Below are 17,613 nucleotides of genomic sequence, written 5' to 3'. Positions count from 1 at the left end.
GGCACGGGTCGCGTCCCCTGGAACTAGGGCTCCACCCGCGTCCAGAGCCTTCGCGCCGTGTCCATGAGCCGCCTCCCGCGCTGGGTCAGACCAGGCCCGGCCAGTACCGTCCGAGGTCCCGGCACCGGAGGAGAGCAGGTGGACCAGCGCGTCGTCATCCTCGGCGGCGGGCCGGCCGGCTACGAGGCGGCGCTCGTCGCCGCGGAACTCGGCGCCGATGTCACGCTCGTCACCGACGAGGGGCTGGGCGGCAACTGCGTGCTGTGGGACTGTGTGCCCTCGAAGGCGCTCATCGTGGCCGCCGAGGCGATGGGGTGGGTCCACACGGCCAACGACCTGGGCGTTCGCATCCCCGACCTCGAACACCTCGACCGCACCGTCGTGGACTTCCCCGCGGTCGCGCGGCGGGTCCTCGAACTCGGGCGCAACCAGTCCGCGGACATCGAGCGCAAGGTCACGGCCGCCGGCGTCCGTCTGCTCCGTGGTCGAGGACGCATCTCCGGTTACCACGAGGTGACGACCGACCTACTCGACGGTGGATCGGAGACCCTCGCCGCCGACTACGTGCTGGTGGCCACGGGATCGGCGCCCCGGGTGCTGCCGTTCTTCGAGCCCGACGGCGAGCGCGTCCTGCTCGGCAAGCACGTCTACGACCTCTCCGAGGTGCCGGAGCGACTGGTCGTCGTGGGATCTGGTGCCACCGGTGCCGAGTTCGCCCACGCGTTCGTTCGCTTCGGATCCGACGTCACGCTCGTCAGCTCCCGTGAGCTGATCCTGCCCACCGAGGACCCCGACGCCGCGAGCCTGCTCGAGGAGGTCTTCGAGCGCCGCGGCATGACCATCCTCCGCAAGGTCCGCGCGGTCTCGTGTGAGCGCACGGACGCCGGCGTGGCCGTGGGCCTGAACGACGGCTCCACCGTCGAGGGCACCCACGTGCTCTTCACGGTCGGCCAGGTCCCACAGGGCACCGGGATCGGGCTGGAGCTCGCGGACGTCGAGCTGAACGAGTGGGGCGGCATCGACGTCGACGGCGTCGGACGGACGGCGTGTCGTTGGATCTACGCCGCCGGTGACGTCGTCGGACGCATGATGCTGGCCAACATCGCCGCGATGCAGGGACGTACCGCGATGTGGCACGCCCTCGGTCGCGCGGTCACCCCGATCAACTGGGACGCCGTGGCCGCGACCATCTTCACCGACCCCGAGGTCGCGACGGTGGGGATGTCGGCGCAGGACGCCGAGACGCTGGGCATGCCCGTGCAGACCGTCCGCCTCGACTTCAAGGGCAACCCTCGGGCCAAGATGCGCGCTGCCCAAGACGGGTTCGTCAAGGTCCACGCCATGCCCGGCAGCGGCATCGTCCTCGGCGGCGTGATCGTCTCGAGCCAGGCCTCCGACCTCATCCAACCGCTCGCGGTCGCGGTGCAGAACCGCCTGTCCGTGACCCAGATGGCCCAGACCTTGACCGTCTACCCCTCGATGGCCGGCTCGGTCACCGAGGCGACCCGCCTGCTCATGCCGCGGTAGCCACGTCCGCCACATCCGTGTAGGTGGAAGTAGACCGGTGAGGTCAACATCCGCCTACGCCGATCCCTCCGCGCCGCCCTCCTCGATGTGGGCGAGGACGGCACCGGATTCGACGACGTCGCCTGGCTCGTGATGGATCGTCGTGACCACGCCGTCGCGGTGGGCGTTGATGTGGTTCTCCATCTTCATCGCTTCGAGGACCACGACGAGGTCGCCGGCCCGAACGCTGTCGCCCTCGGCCACCGCGTACTTGACCACCGTCCCCTGCATCGGCGCGACGAGGTCCTCGGAGGCGGCACCTTTGTGCGCCTTGGGCTCGGCGGTGGCGCGGGTGCGGCGAACGAGCTCGCCTCCGCCCGCGCTGGGGGCGCTGGCGAGCTCGCCGAACACCCGTACCTCGAGGCGGCGCCCGTCGATCTCGACCGTGACCTCCCGTGAGGGTCCTGGGGCGCCCTCACCGGGTGTGGGGGGGGCCTGGGGCTGGAGTGGGCTGAGGTCCCACTCGTGCTCGACCGAGTTGGTGCAGTGGGCGGCGGCGGCGAACTGCTCGTGCTGCATGGCGAGCACGTGGAACGTGGCCGTGGTGGGGATGCCCTCGATGACCAGTTCGTCCAGCGCGCGGCTCATCCGGTGACGGGCCTGGTCGCGGTCCTCGCCCCAAACGATGAGCTTGCCGATCAGCGAGTCGTAGGCGCGTGGGACCTCCCAGCCCGACTCGGCCGCTGCATCCATCCGCACCCACGGACCCTGGGGCGGCTCGAACCGCTCGATCAGTCCCGGGCTGGGCACGAAACCGTGGGCCGGCTCCTCGGCGTTGAGGCGCACCTCGATCGCGTGTCCCCGCAGTTCGATGTCGTCCTGGGCCAGCCACAGCTCCTCGCCGAAGGCCACGCGCAGCTGGGCGTGCACGAGGTCGATGCCGGTGACGAACTCGGTGACGGGGTGCTCGACCTGCAGACGCGTGTTCATCTCGAGGAAGTAGAACGTCTCGCCGTCCTCGTCGAGCAGGAACTCGCACGTCCCGGCGTTGTGGTAGCCGACCTCGCGGGCGATGCGAGTAGCGGCGGCCCCCATGCGCTGGCGGACCTCCTCCGTCACGCCTGGTGCCGGTGCCTCCTCTACGAGCTTCTGGTGGCGCCGCTGGAGTGAGCAGTCGCGCTCGCCGAGGTGGATGACGTTGCCGTGGCGGTCGGCGAGGACCTGGATCTCGACGTGGCGCGGTCGCTCGAGGTAGCGCTCGACGTAGCACTCGCCCCGGCCGAAGGCGGCCTCGGCCTCACGTCGCGCGGACGCGAGGGCGTCGCTGACCTCGTCGGCGGACCGCACCACCTTCATCCCCCGACCGCCCCCACCGAAGGCGGCCTTGATCGCGAGGGGGTAGCCGTGCTCCGAACCGAACGCGATGATCTCGTCGGGGTCCTCGGCCGCTTCGGTGGTGCCGGGAACGATGGGTGCCTCGGCGGCTAGTGCGGCCTCGCGTGCCGAGAGCTTGTCACCCATCTTGCGGATCGCCTCGGCAGGTGGACCGACGAAGGTGAACCCCGCGTCGCGTACCGCCTCGGCGAAGTCGGCGTTCTCGCTGAGGAAGCCGTAGCCGGGGTGGATCGCGTCGACACCCGCGGCGCGTGCGACGTCGAGGACGCGTGGGGTGTTGAGGTACGACTCGGCGGCCGGTGCCGGTCCCAGCAGGTACGCCTCGTCGGCGTGGCGGACGTGCGGGGCGTCGCGATCGGCCTCGCTGTACACGGCGACACCGCGGATACCCAGCTCACGACACGCACGGAGGACACGGGTCGCGATCTCACCACGGTTGGCGACCAGGACGGCGTCGAACACGGGGCGGTGGCCTTCCGGATGTGGGCGGCTGGCAGCGTAGTCGGCGGATGTGAGCCCCCCGTCGGCGTCGAGTAGCCTTCGCCTCTGTGCTACCGCTTCGCTACTAGAGCACTCGCCTCTGTGCTACCGCTTCGCTACTAGAGCACTCGTCCGCCTCAGCCCCCATCCGACAGGAGAACCGCTCGATGCGACCACGCGTGGGCACGGCGCTCGTCATCCTCGCGCTCGTCCTCGGCGCCTGCCAGACGGCCAACCAGGACGCGATCGAAGCGGAGGGCCTCGCCGCGGACACGCTGTCCGACGAGCCCGTCCCCGTCGGTCCGGGTGGCAGCATCGAGATCGAGACGGGCGACCTGTTCTTCGTCTACCAGGGCACCAGCACCCAGAACGAAGAGATCACCATCGAGACGGCCGAGGGCGAGATCGAGGTCACGGTCGAGAACATCGGCGCAGCGCTACACAACTTCCGCGTGGACGCGGCCATGGGCGAGACCAAGAAGGTCGAGGCATCGGGCGGCAACACCGAGACCGGGACGCTGGCCCTGTTCTCAGGGGACTACGTCTTCTACTGCGACATCCCCGGGCACCGTGCTGCCGGCATGGAGGGCAGCCTGATCGTGGTGCCTGCGGCCGAGGCCGATCAGCTCGAGGAGGGGGGAGCCGGGACCGAGTCGCCGACCGAGCCCACGAGCACCGAGACCGCGGAGCCGACCCCCACCGAGACGGCCTAGACGCCTAAGATCGGGTCGATGTACGCACTTCGGTGCCAGTTGGCACCGGAACGCGTACACGGACGGGCGGATCGGTGGCCGGTCGTGGCCTGGACGAGCGCAGCCAGCCACGACGGTGTTCCACTCGTCAAAGCAGCTCGACGTCGGCACGGCAGCTGACGGGGCGCGCCCCGACCCCCTCGTGGAGCGCGGCGCGCTGCCACCCGGACGCGTGCGACCGCGGCAGCTCCGGGACCCCGACGGGCGTGAGCGCGATGGCCAGCGCCGCGACCTGCTCGGCGGTGGGCTCGCCGCCGCCAACCACCTCGATCCGGGCGTGTTCTTGGGAGGTCCCCGTCACAGCGGGATGTTCCCGTGCTTGCGCGCCGGGCCCTTCTCGCGCTTCGTACGCGTCAGGTGCAGCGCGCGGATCAGCTCCCTTCGGGTCTGGGCCGGCTCGATGACGTCGTCGATGTAGCCGCGTTCGGCGGCACGCCAGGGGTTGGCGAGATCGCGCAGGTAGCGCTCCTCGAACTCAGCGTGGAGCGCCTCCTGGTCCTCCGCCTCTGCCAGCTCGCGCCGGTAGAGGATGTTGACCGCCCCGCTCGCCCCCATCACGGCGATCTCGGCGGTCGGCCACGCCAGGTTCACGTCCGCTCCGAGGTGCTTGGAGCCCATGACGTCGTAGGCCCCGCCGTAGGCCTTGCGGGTGATGACGGTCAGCTTCGGGACGGTCGCCTCGGCGTAGGCGTACAGCAGCTTGGCTCCGTGGCGGATGATGCCACCGAACTCCTGATCGGTGCCCGGCAGGAACCCGGGCACGTCGACGAAGGTCAGCAGCGGGACGTTGAACGCGTCGCACGTGCGGACGAAGCGCGCCGCCTTCTCGGCTGAGTGGATGTCGAGCACGCCCGCGAGGTACTGCGGCTGGTTCCCGACGACACCGACGGGATGCCCATCGAGCCGTGCGAAGCCGCAGACGATGTTCTCGGCGTAGTGCTCGTGCACCTCGAAGAACTCGGCCGCGTCGACGACGTGACGCATGACATCACGCATGTCGTAGGGCACGTTGCTGGAGTCGGGGATGAACGTGTCCAGCTCCGGCACGGTCCGGTCAGGGTCGTCGCCGACGTCGACGTGGGGCGGCTGCTCGAGGTTGTTCGGGGGCAGGAAGCTGAGCAGGTACTTGATGTCGTCCAGGCACGCCTTCTCGTCCTCGGCGGCGAAGTGCGCGACACCGGACTTGCCGGCGTGCGTCATGGCCCCGCCGAGCTGCTCGAAGGTCACATCCTCACCGGTGACGGTCTTGATCACGTTGGGTCCCGTGATGAACATGTGCGACGTGTCCTTGACCATGAACACGAAGTCGGTGATGGCGGGGGAGTAGACGGCACCGCCGGCGCACGGTCCCATGATCGCGCTGATCTGAGGGATCACCCCGGACGAGCGCACGTTGCGAAGGAAGATGTCGCCGTAGCCTCCCAACGAGACCACACCTTCCTGGATGCGGGCCCCACCCGAGTCGTTCAGGCCGATCACCGGCACGCCGACCTTGGCGGCCATGTCCATGATCTTGACGACCTTCTCGGCGAACACCTCCCCGAGCGACCCGCCGAAGACGGTGAAGTCCTGGCTGAACACGCACACCTGGCGGCCGTCGATCGTGCCGTAACCGGTCACGACCCCGTCACCGAGGACCTTCTTCTCGTCGAGTCCGAAACCGGTCGCGCGGTGCACGGCGTAGCGGTCGGTCTCCACGAACGAGTCGTCGTCGAGCAGTTCCGCGAGACGCTCCCGGGCGGTCAGCTTGCCCTTCTCGTGCTGCTTGTCGATGGCCTCGTCTCCGCCGCCCGCGAGCGCCTCCTCGCGCCGGCGCTGCAGCTCGGCGAGGTTCTCCTCAGTCGTAGGTTGGGCCACGGTGCACCTCTCGTCCGGGAAAGGGAGCACTAGCGTGTGCGGGGCGCGAGCCTAGCGGTGGGCCGAGGAGCGCCTCCGCGTGGCGCCAGGCGCGTCGGACGGAGGAGCTGGCTTGCCCACGCCCCGCCTTCAGGCCCTGCTCGAGGGGCCCTCGCCGTGGTACCGCGTCGATCACCGCGAGGAGGTCGCGTCCACCAACGACGTGGCCGCCGAGCTCGCGGCCACAGGTGCCGCGCCGGGCCTGGTCGTCGTCGCCGACCGGCAGACCGCGGGGCGCGGGCGTGCGGGGCGGACGTGGGTGGATCGGCCCGGGGGGTCGTTGCTCTGCAGCTGCCTCGTCGAGACGCCGAGCGTCCCCACGCTGGTCCCGCTCGCCGCGGGGCTCGCTGTGCACCATGCCGTCCGCCGCCAGGGCAGTCGCGCCGAGCTCAAGTGGCCCAACGACGTCCTCATCGACGGCGCCAAGTGCGGTGGCGTGTTGGTCGAGAACCCCGGAGGTGGCGTGCTGGTCGTGGGTACCGGGATCGACCTCGACTGGCGTGGCGAGGACCGGTCCGGCGAGGCTTCAGGGTGGACGAGCATCGCCGAGCACACCGGTAGGGACGTCGATCGTTGGGAGGTGCTGGCTGACGTGTTGGCCGCGTTCTCGTCGTGGCTCCTCGACGTCGGCCGCGACCCCCGCATCCTGCTCGCCTCCTACGAGGCTCGGTGCGTGACCTTGCGGAACCAGGTCCGGGTCGAGACCGGCAGCGACGTGGTCGAGGGTGTGGCTCGATCGGTCGACCCCGACGGGGCGCTGGTCGTACAGACACCTGACGGGCTCGTGCGCGTGACATCAGGCGACGTCAGTTGATCACGACCGCGCACGACTGATCCTTGTCTTCGCGGGTCAGCTCGTCCTGACAGGTAGTGGTAGGCGCGAAGGTCCGTGCTCCGGAGGACCAACTCGTCGCCACTACCATCGCTCCCCCATCCCCGAGGAGCATCGGTGAGTCTGTCCTTCGCGCTGGCTCCGGAACAGGACGAGTTCCGCAAGGTCGTGCGCGCGTTCGCGGACGACGTGATCGCGCCTGCCGCCGATGAGTTCAACGCCGCCGAGCGTTTCCCGGTGCAGATCGTGCGCCAGATGGGCGCCATGGGACTGTTCGGGATCCCCTACCCCGAGGAGTACGGGGGGATGGGCGGCGATTTCCTCACGCTGTGCCTCGCGATCGAGGAGATCGGACGGGTCGATCAGTCGCTGGGTATCACGCTCGAGGCGGCGGTCGGGCTCGGTTCCGAGCCCATCTACCGCTTCGGCACCGAGGAGCAGAAGCAGACCTGGCTCCCCGAGCTGTGCAAGGGCGAACGGCTCGCCGCGTTCGGGCTGACCGAGCCAGGCGGTGGCAGCGACGTGTGGGGGGGCACGCGGACGCGCGCGAAGGAGGAGGGCGGCGAGTTCGTCATCGACGGTGGCAAGGTGTTCATCACCAACGTCGGCACCGAGATGACCTCGGTGTGCACGCTGACGGCGTGGACCGGCGAGAACGAGATGAGCTCGATCATCGTCCCGGTCGACACCCCAGGCTTCACCGTCGCCCCGCCGTACCGCAAGGTCGGCTGGCACGGCTCCGATACCCGCGAGCTGAGCTTCGACGGGGTCCGTGTCCCGACCGCGAACCTGCTCGGCGAGCGTGGCAAGGGCTTCCACCAGTTCCTGTCGATCCTCGATGATGGCCGCATCGCGATCAGTGCGCTCGCCGTCGGCCTGATCCAGGGCTGCGTCGACGAGTGCGTGCGCTACGCCAACGAGCGTGAGGCGTTCGGCGAGCCGATCTCGGCCAAGCAGGCGGTGGCGTTCAAGATCGCCGATCTCGAGGTGTCGGCCCAGACCGCACGGTTCATGTACTACGACGCCGCCTGGCGCAAGAGAGAGGGCCTGCCGTACAAGAAGGAAGCAGCGATCGCCAAGCTGTACTCCTCCGAGCGCGCCGTCGAGGCTGCACGGCAGGCGACGCAGGTCTTCGGTGGCTACGGCTTCATGACCGAGTTCCGGGTCTCGCGCTTCTACCAGGACGCCAAGATCCTCGAGATCGGCGAGGGCACATCGGAGGTGCAGCGCATCCTCATCGCTCGTGAACTCGGGCTGAGCATCTGACGTGGCTGATCGCTACACGAGTCGGATCGCCCTCGTCCTCGACCGTGCCGTCGAGGATGTCGCGGAGGTGATCCGCGCCGCGGTCCAGGCGGGCGATCTGGACCGTCACGCACCGGTCGGCACCGAGGGTGCGCAAGCCCAGGAGGTGAACTGGGGCGGGAGGATGCAGAAGGCGGTCGTGCGCAACGTCGTCGACGCCATCGACGAGGCTCCGTTGCTGCGCACCGAGACCTACATCGGTGGGGACGGGCTGAAGCAGGGCATGAAGCGACAGGCCCAGCTCGTTCAGGCGCTGGCCAGACAGCTCGAGGGCCGCGTACGTGCGGTGCGGGACCTGTCCGCGCAGGTCGACCGCGACCTCGCGTGGCTCAACCGCATCGCGGTCGGGGCGGTGGAGCAGCCCGATGCGATCAGCAGCAACGCCGAGGGTGAGGGGACCTGGTGGGTCTACACCCACGGGGCGGCCCGGTTCGATGTCCCCGACCTCGAGCTGTACGGGCTGTCGAAGGGCAAGGTCGAGCCCGCCCAGGAAGCGCTGCGCCACATCCACAGCCAGCTGCTCGACAAGGGGCTGAAGACGGACCTGTCGCTGCCCGACGGGACCCCGCTCTACCTCGTCCCCGTCCTCGATGCGTGGCAGCATGTGCCGCTCGACTGGCCCGGCGTGGGCAAGGCCGGCGTCGATCGCGGCCGTGGCCTCGACGGCCCCCGCGCGACCCTGTCCGTGCTCCACAAGCCACGCTTCGGCCGCTACAAGAAGGACCTCGAAGGCGTCCTCGACGCGCTCTGACGGTGCGGGTTCGGACCGTTCCCACCTTCGGCTTCGCGGCGGGGCCCTCGCGCGCCCCAGACTGGTCCCGCGGCGTACCGACGTCGGCCACGAGGAGGGGACGTGCCACGGATGCTGCTGTTGCTCGCCGTGCTCGCGATCGGCGCGGCGCCTTCGCTCCCGCCTCTCCCGGAGTTGCCCGAGTCACGGGACCGTGCTGATGCCGGAGCGGCCGCCACCGCGCAGTCCGGGAGCCCGGCGCTCGAGGGGGTCTTCGGCATCGCCGCGGGCGAGTGTGCGGGCGGGGCGGTGACGTCCGGGTCGTACTTCCGGATGGTCAACCCCGGCGGCAGCCCCGAGTCGGGGCCGTACGTCAGCAACGGCGACTCGGACTGCGGGGACGATACCTACACACCGTTGACGCCGGGGAGCGATGGTGGGCTCCTCACCGGCACCTACCAGCCGCACCCCCAGCCGGCGTTCGGTACCAACGGTGGCGGTCTGGCCGACCGCATCACGCGCCCCGAAGGTTTCTTCGGGGTCGACTTCTCCACCGCCACGAACCCGACCGATCCGCAGACCGGAGTGGACGTGCCGGCGCCGACCGTCACGTTCGACTGCGATGCGTCGCTGACCGGCGACGTCCGTGCCTTCGCGGCGGCATGGAACCGCCAGCACTTCAACCAGGGCGCGCCCAAGCCCGACGGCTCGACGCCGTCCGGCACGTCGGGACCCACAGGGACCTTCCACCCCGCCACCGGCGCGTACACGCTCACCTGGAGCAGCCGCATCCAGGGTGGCCCGTTCGACAACTTCACGGGGGTGTGGCACCTGGAGGGGACCTTCCGTGGCACGGGCCCTGACGCCTGCACCACCTCGACGACCGCCCCGACCACCTCCTCGACGTCGGACGCCCCGCCGTCCACGGCTGCGACACCGAACGAGGCCGCGACCTCGCGCCAGGCCGACTCGATGCCCGACACCGGTGCCCCGCTGCTCATCGCCCCGCTGGCGCTGGCCCTGGCGCTGCTCGGCGCGTGGCGGCGTGGCGGTGCCGCGTGACCTCCAGGCGGGATCGGGGCGGGACCGACCGCCGACGCCGTTCGGCCCTCGCCGTCATCGTCGCGATCGGTCTGGGCCTCGTGGCCGCGCCGGTCGTGTTCCAGATGTTCACACGCGCCCCGGGCGGTGGGCGCATGCTCGCCGACTTCGCGCCCTTCATGACCGAGCAGCGCCTCGACGGGTTCAGCGGCCACCTCGATCGGATCGGCCGCGCGACCGGCGAGATCAACGCGTTGGCGCAGACCGCGTCGCAGCCGCTGCCCGCGACCGACGCGATGGTGCAGCGGTGGCCGGACATCGAGTCCGACATGGCTGCGATGATCGCCGACATCGAGGCCAACGTCGACAACTACGCGGCCGTGGCTGCGCTGCCGCCGTTCGCCCTGTTCCCCTGGTTCTTCGTCCTGCCGGGCCTCGCCATCGCCGTGGTCGGCTGGATCGCGCTGCGTCGTGTGCGTGCGGGATCCTCCGCTCGTGGTCCGGTCCTGGGACTCGTCGGTCTCGGCGTCGCGCTCGTCGCCGCTCCGGCGACCTTCCAGATGTTCACGCGCGCCCCGCTCGGCGGCGAGATGATCGACGACCTCCGGCCGCTCATGACGAGCGATCGCGTCGCGTCGATCCAGGGCTACTTCGTCACCATCGGTTCGTTCGAGGGCGAGGTGCGCACGTGCTTGCTCCCCGAGGCGGGCTACGTGCCGGGATCGACCGCCCTGGCCGCAGATCTGCCCGCGACCGACGACTTCCTGGCAGCCTGGCCGGCTATCGCCGCCGACATGGCACCCATGATCGGGGCGATGGCCGACAACGTGGAGGAGTTCGCGGGCATCGACGCGCTGCCGCCGTTCCCCCTGTTCCCGTGGTTCTTCGTCGTGCCCGGCGTCCTCGTCGCCGCTCTGGCGTGGTGGTCGCGGGGCGGGGGGGAGACGGGCACGGAGCCCGCCCGAACGCCGCGCCGCTCCGCCGAGCAGGAGACCGTCCCGTGATCCGCCGTCTCGCCGCCTTCCTCACCGCCCTCGTCCTGGCAGCCGTGGCCTGTGGTGGGGATGACGTCACGCCCGCCGCGGGTGGACAGACGGACGCACCGACCGCAGCCGCCGCCGGTGGTGAGCTCGTCGGCGTCTTCGCGATCGATCCCGGGGTGTGCGCCGACGCCGGGGTCACGGCCGGGTCGTACTTCCGCATGGTGCAGTCCGGCGGCAACCCCGCTGACGGCCCGTTCGTACCCAACGGCGATTCACCGTGCGGTGACCAGACCTGGGTGCCGCTCGAGCCGGGCAGCGACGGCGGCCTCGCTACCGGTCGGCACCAGCCCTTCCCCGACCCCGTGTTCGACGATGCCGGCAACGCGGTGGCCGCCGCCCTCACCGCACCCGCGAGGTGGTTCGCGGTCGACTTCGCGGTCGGCACCAACCCGGTCGATCCCCAGACCGGCATCGAGGTACCGCCGCCGACGCTCTCGGTGAGCGCTGACGGCCACCTGGAGGGCGACCTCAGCGCGCTGTCGGCGGCGTGGAACGGACAGTTCTTCAACCAGGGCAGCCCCAAGCCGGGAGGCGACCTGCCCGGCAACACCACACCAGTGATCGGTGACTACGACACCGCCATGGGCGCGTACACCCTCAACTGGACCAGCCAGATCGTCGGTGGCCCGTTCGACAACTTCACCGGCGTGTGGCACCTCGAGGGCACGTTCACCCCCGCAGGCTGACAGGCCTCCTAATCGGGGTCAGGGTCGGTCCAGCCCTCCTCGCCCTGGGGGCGGGGATCGCCGCAGAGCTGGCGCAGCCGCGGGGCGCCCTCCTCGGGGCCGATGGCGAGCAGCCGATCGCCGGTCTGGAGCTTGCGTGTGGACCGCGGGCGGTAGACCCACTTGTCGGCCTTCTCGATCGCCAGGATCTCCATGCCGGTCTCCGTGTGGATGCGCAGCTCCCCGAGCGAGTGGCCCTCGACCTCCGACCCCGCGTGGACGATGGCGTCGGCGACGATCTCGTCGGCCTGGCTCAGGGCCTGGGCGATGATCGGGTGGGGCTCCTCGTCGCCCTCGATGATCCGCGTCATCGACTGCGCCGAGTCGACGATGCGCTCGGAGGCCGAGGAGATGTGGATCAGGCCGCGGAGGACCTCGGGATCGTCGACCTCAGCCGCCGCCCGCAGCACCCACCCTTCGAGCTCGTGGTAGAGGTCGTCGCTCTTGTCCTCGATGACGCTCACCTCGGCGGCGAGGTTGGGGTCACGCAGGAGGATCGACGAGTACGCCAGACCGACGGCAACCTCGCTCGCGTTCTTGAGCTCGACGAGCAGGTCGACGGCACGGTCGAGGTTCGACAGCTTCGAGGACTCCGAAGGTGGCGGGAGCTCGTGGGGGGTCCCGCCAGCGAGCTGGCGGACGAGGTCGATGCCCTCGGAAGGCCCTTGCAGGAACAGCACGTCACCCTCGCGGAGGGTCTCGTCGCCGCCGGGGCCGTAGACCCAGTCGACGTCGCGGCGGATCGCGATGACCCACATGCCGGTGTGGGCCGGGAGCTCCAGCTCCCGCAGCGGCCGACCTTCGAGCTGGTTCTCCTCCCGGATCTTCACGCGAGCGACCGTCTCCGCCGCGTGACGGAGGTCGTCGCGGAGCTCGGGCGGGACCCCGAGCTTCTTGAGCACCACCCGGGCGATGTCCTCGGCGGCGTCCGCGATGCCCTCGATGCTGACCGCCATCGAGAGCACGCCGGCGAGCGACTCGGCGTCCTCCGGCGTCCGGGCGGCGAGCATGCACACGTGGCGCAGCTCCACCAGCTCCTCGTCGACCCTCTCCTCGAGGCGCAGCACCTCGGAGGCGAGGTCGTCGTCGCCGAAGAAGACAGCCGCGTACGCGAGGTCGACCATCAACTCGGCGGCGTCCTTCGCCCCGACGAGCAGTTCCTTGACGGTGCGTCGTGGTGTTCGCATGGTCATCCGACTCCCAGCATCGCCATCGCGGCGACGAGACACAACATGCCCAGGAAATCCATCACCGATGTCACGATCGGGATGGCGTGGTTGTCCGGATCGAGGCCGAACCGGAACGTCGCGGTGGCGGCCGTGTACGCGACCGCCGACAGCAGGGTGGTCCCGAAGAACCCACCGACCAGTGAGACCCCCACGAGCTGTCCCAGCGACGGTGCATCGAGACCGAGGACCGATGCCAGGACCCACGTCGCCGCCCCGACGAAGGCGAAGATCACGGCGGTGAACAGGTACGTCACGGAGAAGTCCAGCGCCGCGATCTTGCCCGGGAAGGTCCGGGGTGAGAGCAGGCCGAGGTGCAGCTTGCTCGTGAGCCGACTCGACAGGATCCCGCCAAGCGATCCGAACATCGCGACGAACGGCGGGAACAGCACGAGGAGGGCGGGGATGGCGGTGAACAGCTCGCTCCGCGACTCGAGCACGATCCCGGCCAACACCGATACGGCTGCCGCGAAAGTCAGGACGATGAACGACTCCCTGACGATGCGGCGGACATCCGCGGCTCGGTGTCGCCATCCGTAGGCGGTGCCGACGACGCCGGCCACGACCAGGCCGATCCCGACGGCCAGGGTGATCGCGCCCCGCTGGGCCAGGACGGTGGCGACGAGCAGGGCGGGCACCGCGAACAGATCGCCGGTCGCGGTGATCGCGGGGGCCCCGACGTCGTCCATGTTCCAGCCGCGCCGCTGCGCTGCGCGCGCGAGGCTGATCGTCACGACGACGAGCACGAGCGACGCCAGCACGCCGCCGATGACGGACACCGCGACGAGGTCCCAGACCGTCACGGACTCGAGTCCGGTAGCGACGCTCAGCGCCTTGGCCAACAGGGCCGCTTCGACCGATGTCACGAGCGTGAGGACCGCGATCGCTTCGAGCTGGCGCCACAGGTAGCCGCCCCGCTCGAGGTCCGGCTCGAACTCGCCGGTGTGGATGGCGGTGCCGAGGCGCGCCCCGAGCGCCCCGAAGGTCGCGCCGCGCATGGCGATCGCGGCGGGGATCAGCACGAGCAGACCGGGCAGATCCTCCACCTGGGACTCGGCCTTCCCGAGCACGATCCCCGCGGCGAGGTCGGCGTTGGCGGCGAGGAACAGCGCGAGCAACCCACGCCCCAGGGCGACCCGTTCCTGCCGCCAGTACCTCGTGACCTCGGTGACGGGCAGTCCGAAGGCCCGCACCAGGCCGAGCACAGGTGCGGGGAGACGGGTCGGGATCCGGCGGGCCACGGAGCCGGAGCCTAGGGGCCGGGACGACGCAGGTCCTCTGGACTCACGCCCAGTCGGTCACACCCTCACCGCTCGCGGCGGATGTGTCCACGCCCCGCACGAGCACCGACGGGTTGCCGGTCGCCAGCGGTCGGACCGCCATCGCCACGACCAGGTCGAGCGGGTCGAGGTTGGCGGTGACGCCGAGCGGGCCCGGCTGGTCCCAGCGCCCCGCGGCCGCGATCAGCTCCGCGTGCGACCACGTCCGGTCCCCGACCTGCAGCGCGAGCACGTCGGAACCGGCGCGCGCCGGTGGCGGCTGATCGGGGAAGGCCTGCACGGCCACGGACCACGGTTCGCCAGTCGTGTCCGACACCGGCGTGCCATCGACCGCGTCGCCGATCCACAGCACGTCGGAGCCGTCCGGCACGGGATGGTCGAGGTGTGCGACCACGAGATCGCCGGGCCCGTCGAACACGACCGTCACGCCCGACCACCAGCACGCGAGGCACACCGCGACGAGCGGCCAGCCGGGCGCGGGGGCCAGGGCGACGCGCGCACCCACGTCGAACCCGAACTCGTACTCCAGGAGGTGCGCGCCCTTGGACGCCCACTGCGCCAGCGACGTGAAGCCCTGCTCCTCACGACGGTCGGGCGTTAGCACGGTGACGGCGGGGCGGTGTCCCAGCTGTGCGGCTGCCGCCCGCAGCGCGGCAGCGAGGTCGGCGGCGGCATCGAGCTGTCCGGGGCGGGTTCCGAGACGCAGGGGATTGCCTTCCATGACAGTAAGGGAAGTGCTCAAGTAGCGAAGCGGTAGCACAGAGGAAGGGTCGAAGCGCGATGCTACGCTCCGGCCTCGGTCCCTCCGTCACCGCCGGCGCGACGGGACCGCTCCCGGGGCACGATCAGGACCCGTCCCGCCCGCACCACCTCCAACCCCGAGGCCGGGGACGCCGACCCGGAGCCACCGACCTGTGACCGGACCGAGCGCGCCGCTGTTCAAGTCCGTCCGCGTCGCCAAGAAGCGCGACTGGGGGCGGACCGTGCGCGTGGTCGCGATCGCCGTCGCCGCGCTCAGCATCCTGCTCGTCGCCGTCGGGCTGGGACTCTGGAAGTACGCCAACAGCCGGATCAAGACGGTCGAACTCCCTGCGCTCGAGGACGACCTCGCGGGCCAGCCGCTGCAGGGCACGCTGACGGTGCTGCTGGTCGGCGCCGACAGCCGCGAGGGCCTGACCGACGAGCAGCTCGAACGCCTGGGCACCGAGGACGTCGGCACCGACCTCACCGACACCATCATGATCGTCCAGGTCAGTCCAGCTCGCGAGCAGGTCGCGATCGTGTCGTTCCCGCGCGACCTGCGCGTGGCCTACGAGGGCGAGCCCGTCAAGCTCAACTCGATCAAGTCACGCGGGGGTGCGGACGCGCTCGTCGCGACGGTGCAGGACTACACGGGGGTCGAGATCGACCACTACGTCGAGGTCGACCTCGCCGGCTTCCTCCGCCTGACCGACGCCATCGGCGGTGTGGAGGTGTGCACCGAGAACGGCCTCGTCGACGCCTACGCGGGTGCCAACATCCCGCCCGGCTGCCACGAGCTGGACGGCGAGCAAGCGGTCGGCTTCGTCCGTGCCCGGCAGGCAAGTGACGAGTTCGGCAGCGGGGACTTCGGACGCATCGCGCGGCAGCAGTACTTCATCCGCCAGGCGATGGACAAGCTCACGTCCGCCGGCACCCTGCTGAACCCGTTCAAGCTGAAGGGGCTCATCGATGCGGTCGCGGCTGCCATCACGACCGATCGCGATCTCGGCGCCCGCGACATGCTGCGCTTGGCCAACTCCCTCCGTGATCTGACGCCGGAGCAGCTCGAGACACGCTCGGTCCCGGGGTACTGGCAGAGCCCGTTCGTGTACGCCCACCCCGAACGAGCGGAGGCGCTGTTCCAGGCACTCCGCGAGGGCGGCCCGATGCCCGATGTCGGCCAGGACGAGGTCGAAGACCTCGCTCCCGCAGATGTCGAGCTCGAGATCCTCAACGGTGTCGGTACCAGCGGGCTCGCGGCGGAGGTCGAGCAGTGGCTCGAGGACCGGGGCTTCGTCGTCTCGAGCGTGGGCAACGCTGACAGCTTCGACGTCGCCACGACCGTGATCCGTCACGCCGCCGGCGAGCGAGCGAAGGCCGATCTCGTTGCCGGGGCGTTCCCCGGCGCCAGCGTGGAGGAAGGCGAGGTCCCTCCCGGAGTCGACGTGGTCGTCGTCGTCGGGGCCGATTGGGTGGACGCACACGGCAGCGGTCAGGATGCGTCGGCGCGGGACCGTGCCACCGAGCCCGCCGGCGGAGCTGCGCCCGCGGCTGTCGACTGAGGACCCGAGGAGTTCGATGTGAAGGCACTCGTCCTGGCTGGTGGCGCAGGGACGCGCCTGCGCCCCATCACGCACACGAGCGCCAAGCAGCTCGTGCCCGTGGCCAACAAGCCGATCCTCTTCTACGGTCTCGAACAGATCCGCGATGCGGGCATCACCGACGTGGGGATCATCGTCGGTGACACCGCGGACGAGATCCGCTCGGCGGTCGGGGACGGCTCCGACCTGGGCATCAAGGCGACCTTCATCCCCCAGGACGCCCCCTTGGGGCTCGCGCACGCGCTCCTGACCGGCGCGGACTTCCTGGGCGACGATGACTTCGTCATGTTCCTGGGGGACAACCTCATCGAGGGCGGGATCGCCCCGCTCGTCGCCGACTTCGAGGAGCGACGCCCCGACGCGCAGATCCTGCTCAAGCACGTCGGCGACCCGGAGCGCTTCGGGGTCGCGGAGCTCGACGACGAGGGCAACATCGTGCGTCTGGTCGAGAAGCCCGAGCGCCCGCCCAGCGACCTCGCGCTCATCGGCGTCTACCTGTTCACCCCCGCCATCTTCGATGCCGCCAAGCGCATCGAGCCGTCCGCGCGCGGCGAGCTCGAGATCACGGACGCGATCCAGCAGCTCATCGACGACGGCAGCACCGTGCGGGCCTCGATCGTGACCGGGTGGTGGCTGGACACCGGCAAGAAGGACGAGCTGCTCGAGGCCAACCGCATCGTCCTCGGGACGCTGCCCCGGCGCATCGACGGCGACGTCGACAGCTCGTCCGAGGTCGTGGGCGAGGTCGTCATCGAGCAAGGCGCCCGCCTGATCAACTCACGTGTGCGTGGCCCCGCGGCGATCGGGCGGGGGACGATCCTCGAGGACAGCTACGTCGGGCCCTTCACCTCGATCGGAGCCGACTGCTACCTCCTCCACACCGAGATCGAGCACTCGGTGTTGCTCGAACGCTGTGTGGTGCGCCACATCCCCCGGATCGAGGGGTCGTTGCTCGGGCGCGAGGTCGCGATCGAGCGAGGCGCGCGCAAGCCGGCGGCATACCGGTTCATGCTCGGCGATCACAGCCAGGTCGAGGTCCCGGGTCAGAGCTAGGAGGTCC

16 protein-coding genes are annotated in these 17,613 nt (G+C 70.3%); 10 read left to right on the top strand and 6 right to left on the bottom strand.

What is annotated here, in order from left to right:
- Nucleotides 1–63 precede the first annotated feature (63 nt).
- Nucleotides 64–1,527: an NAD(P)H-quinone dehydrogenase gene (locus KY469_08310; protein ID MBW3663087.1), complete on the top strand. Its 1,464-nt coding sequence runs from the start codon at nt 64–66 to the stop codon at nt 1,525–1,527.
- 54 nt (nt 1,528–1,581) lie between these two features.
- Here the strand turns inward: KY469_08310 and accC are convergent, their stop codons facing one another.
- Nucleotides 1,582–3,363, bottom strand: coding sequence for an acetyl-CoA carboxylase biotin carboxylase subunit (gene accC, locus KY469_08305; GenBank protein MBW3663086.1), 1,782 nt, complete (start codon nt 3,361–3,363; stop codon nt 1,582–1,584).
- A gap of 185 nt (nt 3,364–3,548) precedes the next feature.
- Between accC and KY469_08300 the strand changes: the two genes are divergently transcribed.
- A complete protein-coding gene (locus tag KY469_08300; protein MBW3663085.1) occupies nt 3,549–4,094 on the top strand; it encodes a hypothetical protein in 546 nt (181 codons plus the stop codon).
- Between the two features lie 127 nt (nt 4,095–4,221).
- On the opposite strand, the gene KY469_08295 is transcribed toward KY469_08300, so the two are convergent.
- Both KY469_08295 and KY469_08290 read right to left on the bottom strand, forming a co-directional pair.
- Nucleotides 4,222–4,434, bottom strand: coding sequence for a hypothetical protein (locus tag KY469_08295; protein ID MBW3663084.1), 213 nt, complete (start codon nt 4,432–4,434; stop codon nt 4,222–4,224).
- Nucleotides 4,431–5,990, bottom strand: a complete 1,560-nt coding sequence (locus KY469_08290; protein ID MBW3663083.1) for an acyl-CoA carboxylase subunit beta — start codon at nt 5,988–5,990, stop codon at nt 4,431–4,433. The genes KY469_08295 and KY469_08290 overlap by 4 nt, the downstream gene beginning before the upstream one ends.
- 112 nt (nt 5,991–6,102) lie before the next feature.
- Between KY469_08290 and KY469_08285 the strand changes: the two genes are divergently transcribed.
- The 6 genes from KY469_08285 to KY469_08260 all read left to right on the top strand — a co-directional run bounded on the left by KY469_08285 (nt 6,103) and on the right by KY469_08260 (nt 11,666).
- Nucleotides 6,103–6,843: a biotin--[acetyl-CoA-carboxylase] ligase gene (locus KY469_08285; GenBank protein ID MBW3663082.1), complete on the top strand. Its 741-nt coding sequence runs from the start codon at nt 6,103–6,105 to the stop codon at nt 6,841–6,843.
- A 135-nt stretch (nt 6,844–6,978) separates the two neighbouring features.
- Nucleotides 6,979–8,127, top strand: coding sequence for an acyl-CoA dehydrogenase family protein (locus tag KY469_08280; GenBank protein MBW3663081.1), 1,149 nt, complete (start codon nt 6,979–6,981; stop codon nt 8,125–8,127).
- 1 nt (nt 8,128) lies between these two features.
- Nucleotides 8,129–8,917 carry a hypothetical protein gene (locus KY469_08275; protein MBW3663080.1) on the top strand — a complete coding sequence of 263 codons (789 nt, stop codon included), beginning with the start codon at nt 8,129–8,131 and terminating at the stop codon, nt 8,915–8,917.
- A gap of 111 nt (nt 8,918–9,028) precedes the next feature.
- The gene (locus KY469_08270; protein MBW3663079.1) at nt 9,029–9,958 is read left to right on the top strand and encodes a hypothetical protein; all 930 of its coding nucleotides are present in this window, start codon (nt 9,029–9,031) and stop codon (nt 9,956–9,958) included.
- Nucleotides 9,955–10,941, top strand: a complete 987-nt coding sequence (locus KY469_08265; GenBank protein MBW3663078.1) for a hypothetical protein — start codon at nt 9,955–9,957, stop codon at nt 10,939–10,941. The genes KY469_08270 and KY469_08265 overlap by 4 nt, the downstream gene beginning before the upstream one ends.
- Nucleotides 10,938–11,666 carry a hypothetical protein gene (locus tag KY469_08260; GenBank protein MBW3663077.1) on the top strand — a complete coding sequence of 243 codons (729 nt, stop codon included), beginning with the start codon at nt 10,938–10,940 and terminating at the stop codon, nt 11,664–11,666. Before KY469_08265 ends, KY469_08260 begins: the two co-directional genes overlap by 4 nt.
- Before the next feature lie 8 nt (nt 11,667–11,674).
- On the opposite strand, the gene KY469_08255 is transcribed toward KY469_08260, so the two are convergent.
- The 3 genes from KY469_08255 to KY469_08245 are packed head-to-tail and all read right to left on the bottom strand — an operon-like array spanning nt 11,675 to nt 14,932.
- Nucleotides 11,675–12,892, bottom strand: a complete 1,218-nt coding sequence (locus KY469_08255) for a potassium channel protein (protein ID MBW3663076.1) — start codon at nt 12,890–12,892, stop codon at nt 11,675–11,677.
- 2 nt (nt 12,893–12,894) lie between these two features.
- On the bottom strand, nt 12,895–14,172 hold the full coding sequence (locus tag KY469_08250) for a magnesium transporter (protein MBW3663075.1): 1,278 nt from the start codon (nt 14,170–14,172) through the stop codon (nt 12,895–12,897).
- 43 nt (nt 14,173–14,215) lie between these two features.
- On the bottom strand, nt 14,216–14,932 hold the full coding sequence (locus KY469_08245; GenBank protein MBW3663074.1) for a hypothetical protein: 717 nt from the start codon (nt 14,930–14,932) through the stop codon (nt 14,216–14,218).
- Nucleotides 14,933–15,125: 193 nt separating this feature from the next.
- Here KY469_08245 and KY469_08240 point away from each other — a divergent pair, with 193 nt between their 5' ends.
- Together KY469_08240 and KY469_08235 are read left to right on the top strand one after the other, a co-directional pair.
- Complete coding sequence (locus KY469_08240) at nt 15,126–16,514, top strand: LCP family protein (GenBank protein MBW3663073.1); 1,389 nt, start codon at nt 15,126–15,128, stop codon at nt 16,512–16,514.
- Between the two features lie 18 nt (nt 16,515–16,532).
- Nucleotides 16,533–17,606: a glucose-1-phosphate thymidylyltransferase gene (locus KY469_08235; GenBank protein MBW3663072.1), complete on the top strand. Its 1,074-nt coding sequence runs from the start codon at nt 16,533–16,535 to the stop codon at nt 17,604–17,606.
- The last annotated feature ends 7 nt before the right edge of the window (nt 17,607–17,613 follow it).

The sequence above is a fragment of the Actinomycetota bacterium genome (assembly GCA_019347575.1).
In the GTDB taxonomy this organism is placed as follows: domain Bacteria; phylum Actinomycetota; class Nitriliruptoria; order Nitriliruptorales; family Nitriliruptoraceae; genus JAHWKY01.
This window is presented reverse-complemented; position numbering and strand designations above follow the sequence as displayed.

Bases quoted from the DNA above. Each gene is read 5' to 3' on its own strand.
- KY469_08310 (MBW3663087.1), top strand. From the start codon at position 64: ATGAGCCGCCTCCCGCGCTGGGTCAGACCAGGCCCGGCCAGTACCGTC.
- KY469_08300 (MBW3663085.1), top strand. From the start codon at position 3,549: ATGCGACCACGCGTGGGCACGGCGCTCGTCATCCTCGCGCTCGTCCTC.
- KY469_08270 (MBW3663079.1), top strand. From the start codon at position 9,029: ATGCTGCTGTTGCTCGCCGTGCTCGCGATCGGCGCGGCGCCTTCGCTC.
- KY469_08255 (MBW3663076.1), bottom strand. From the start codon at position 12,892: ATGCGAACACCACGACGCACCGTCAAGGAACTGCTCGTCGGGGCGAAG.
- KY469_08245 (MBW3663074.1), bottom strand. From the start codon at position 14,932: ATGGAAGGCAATCCCCTGCGTCTCGGAACCCGCCCCGGACAGCTCGAT.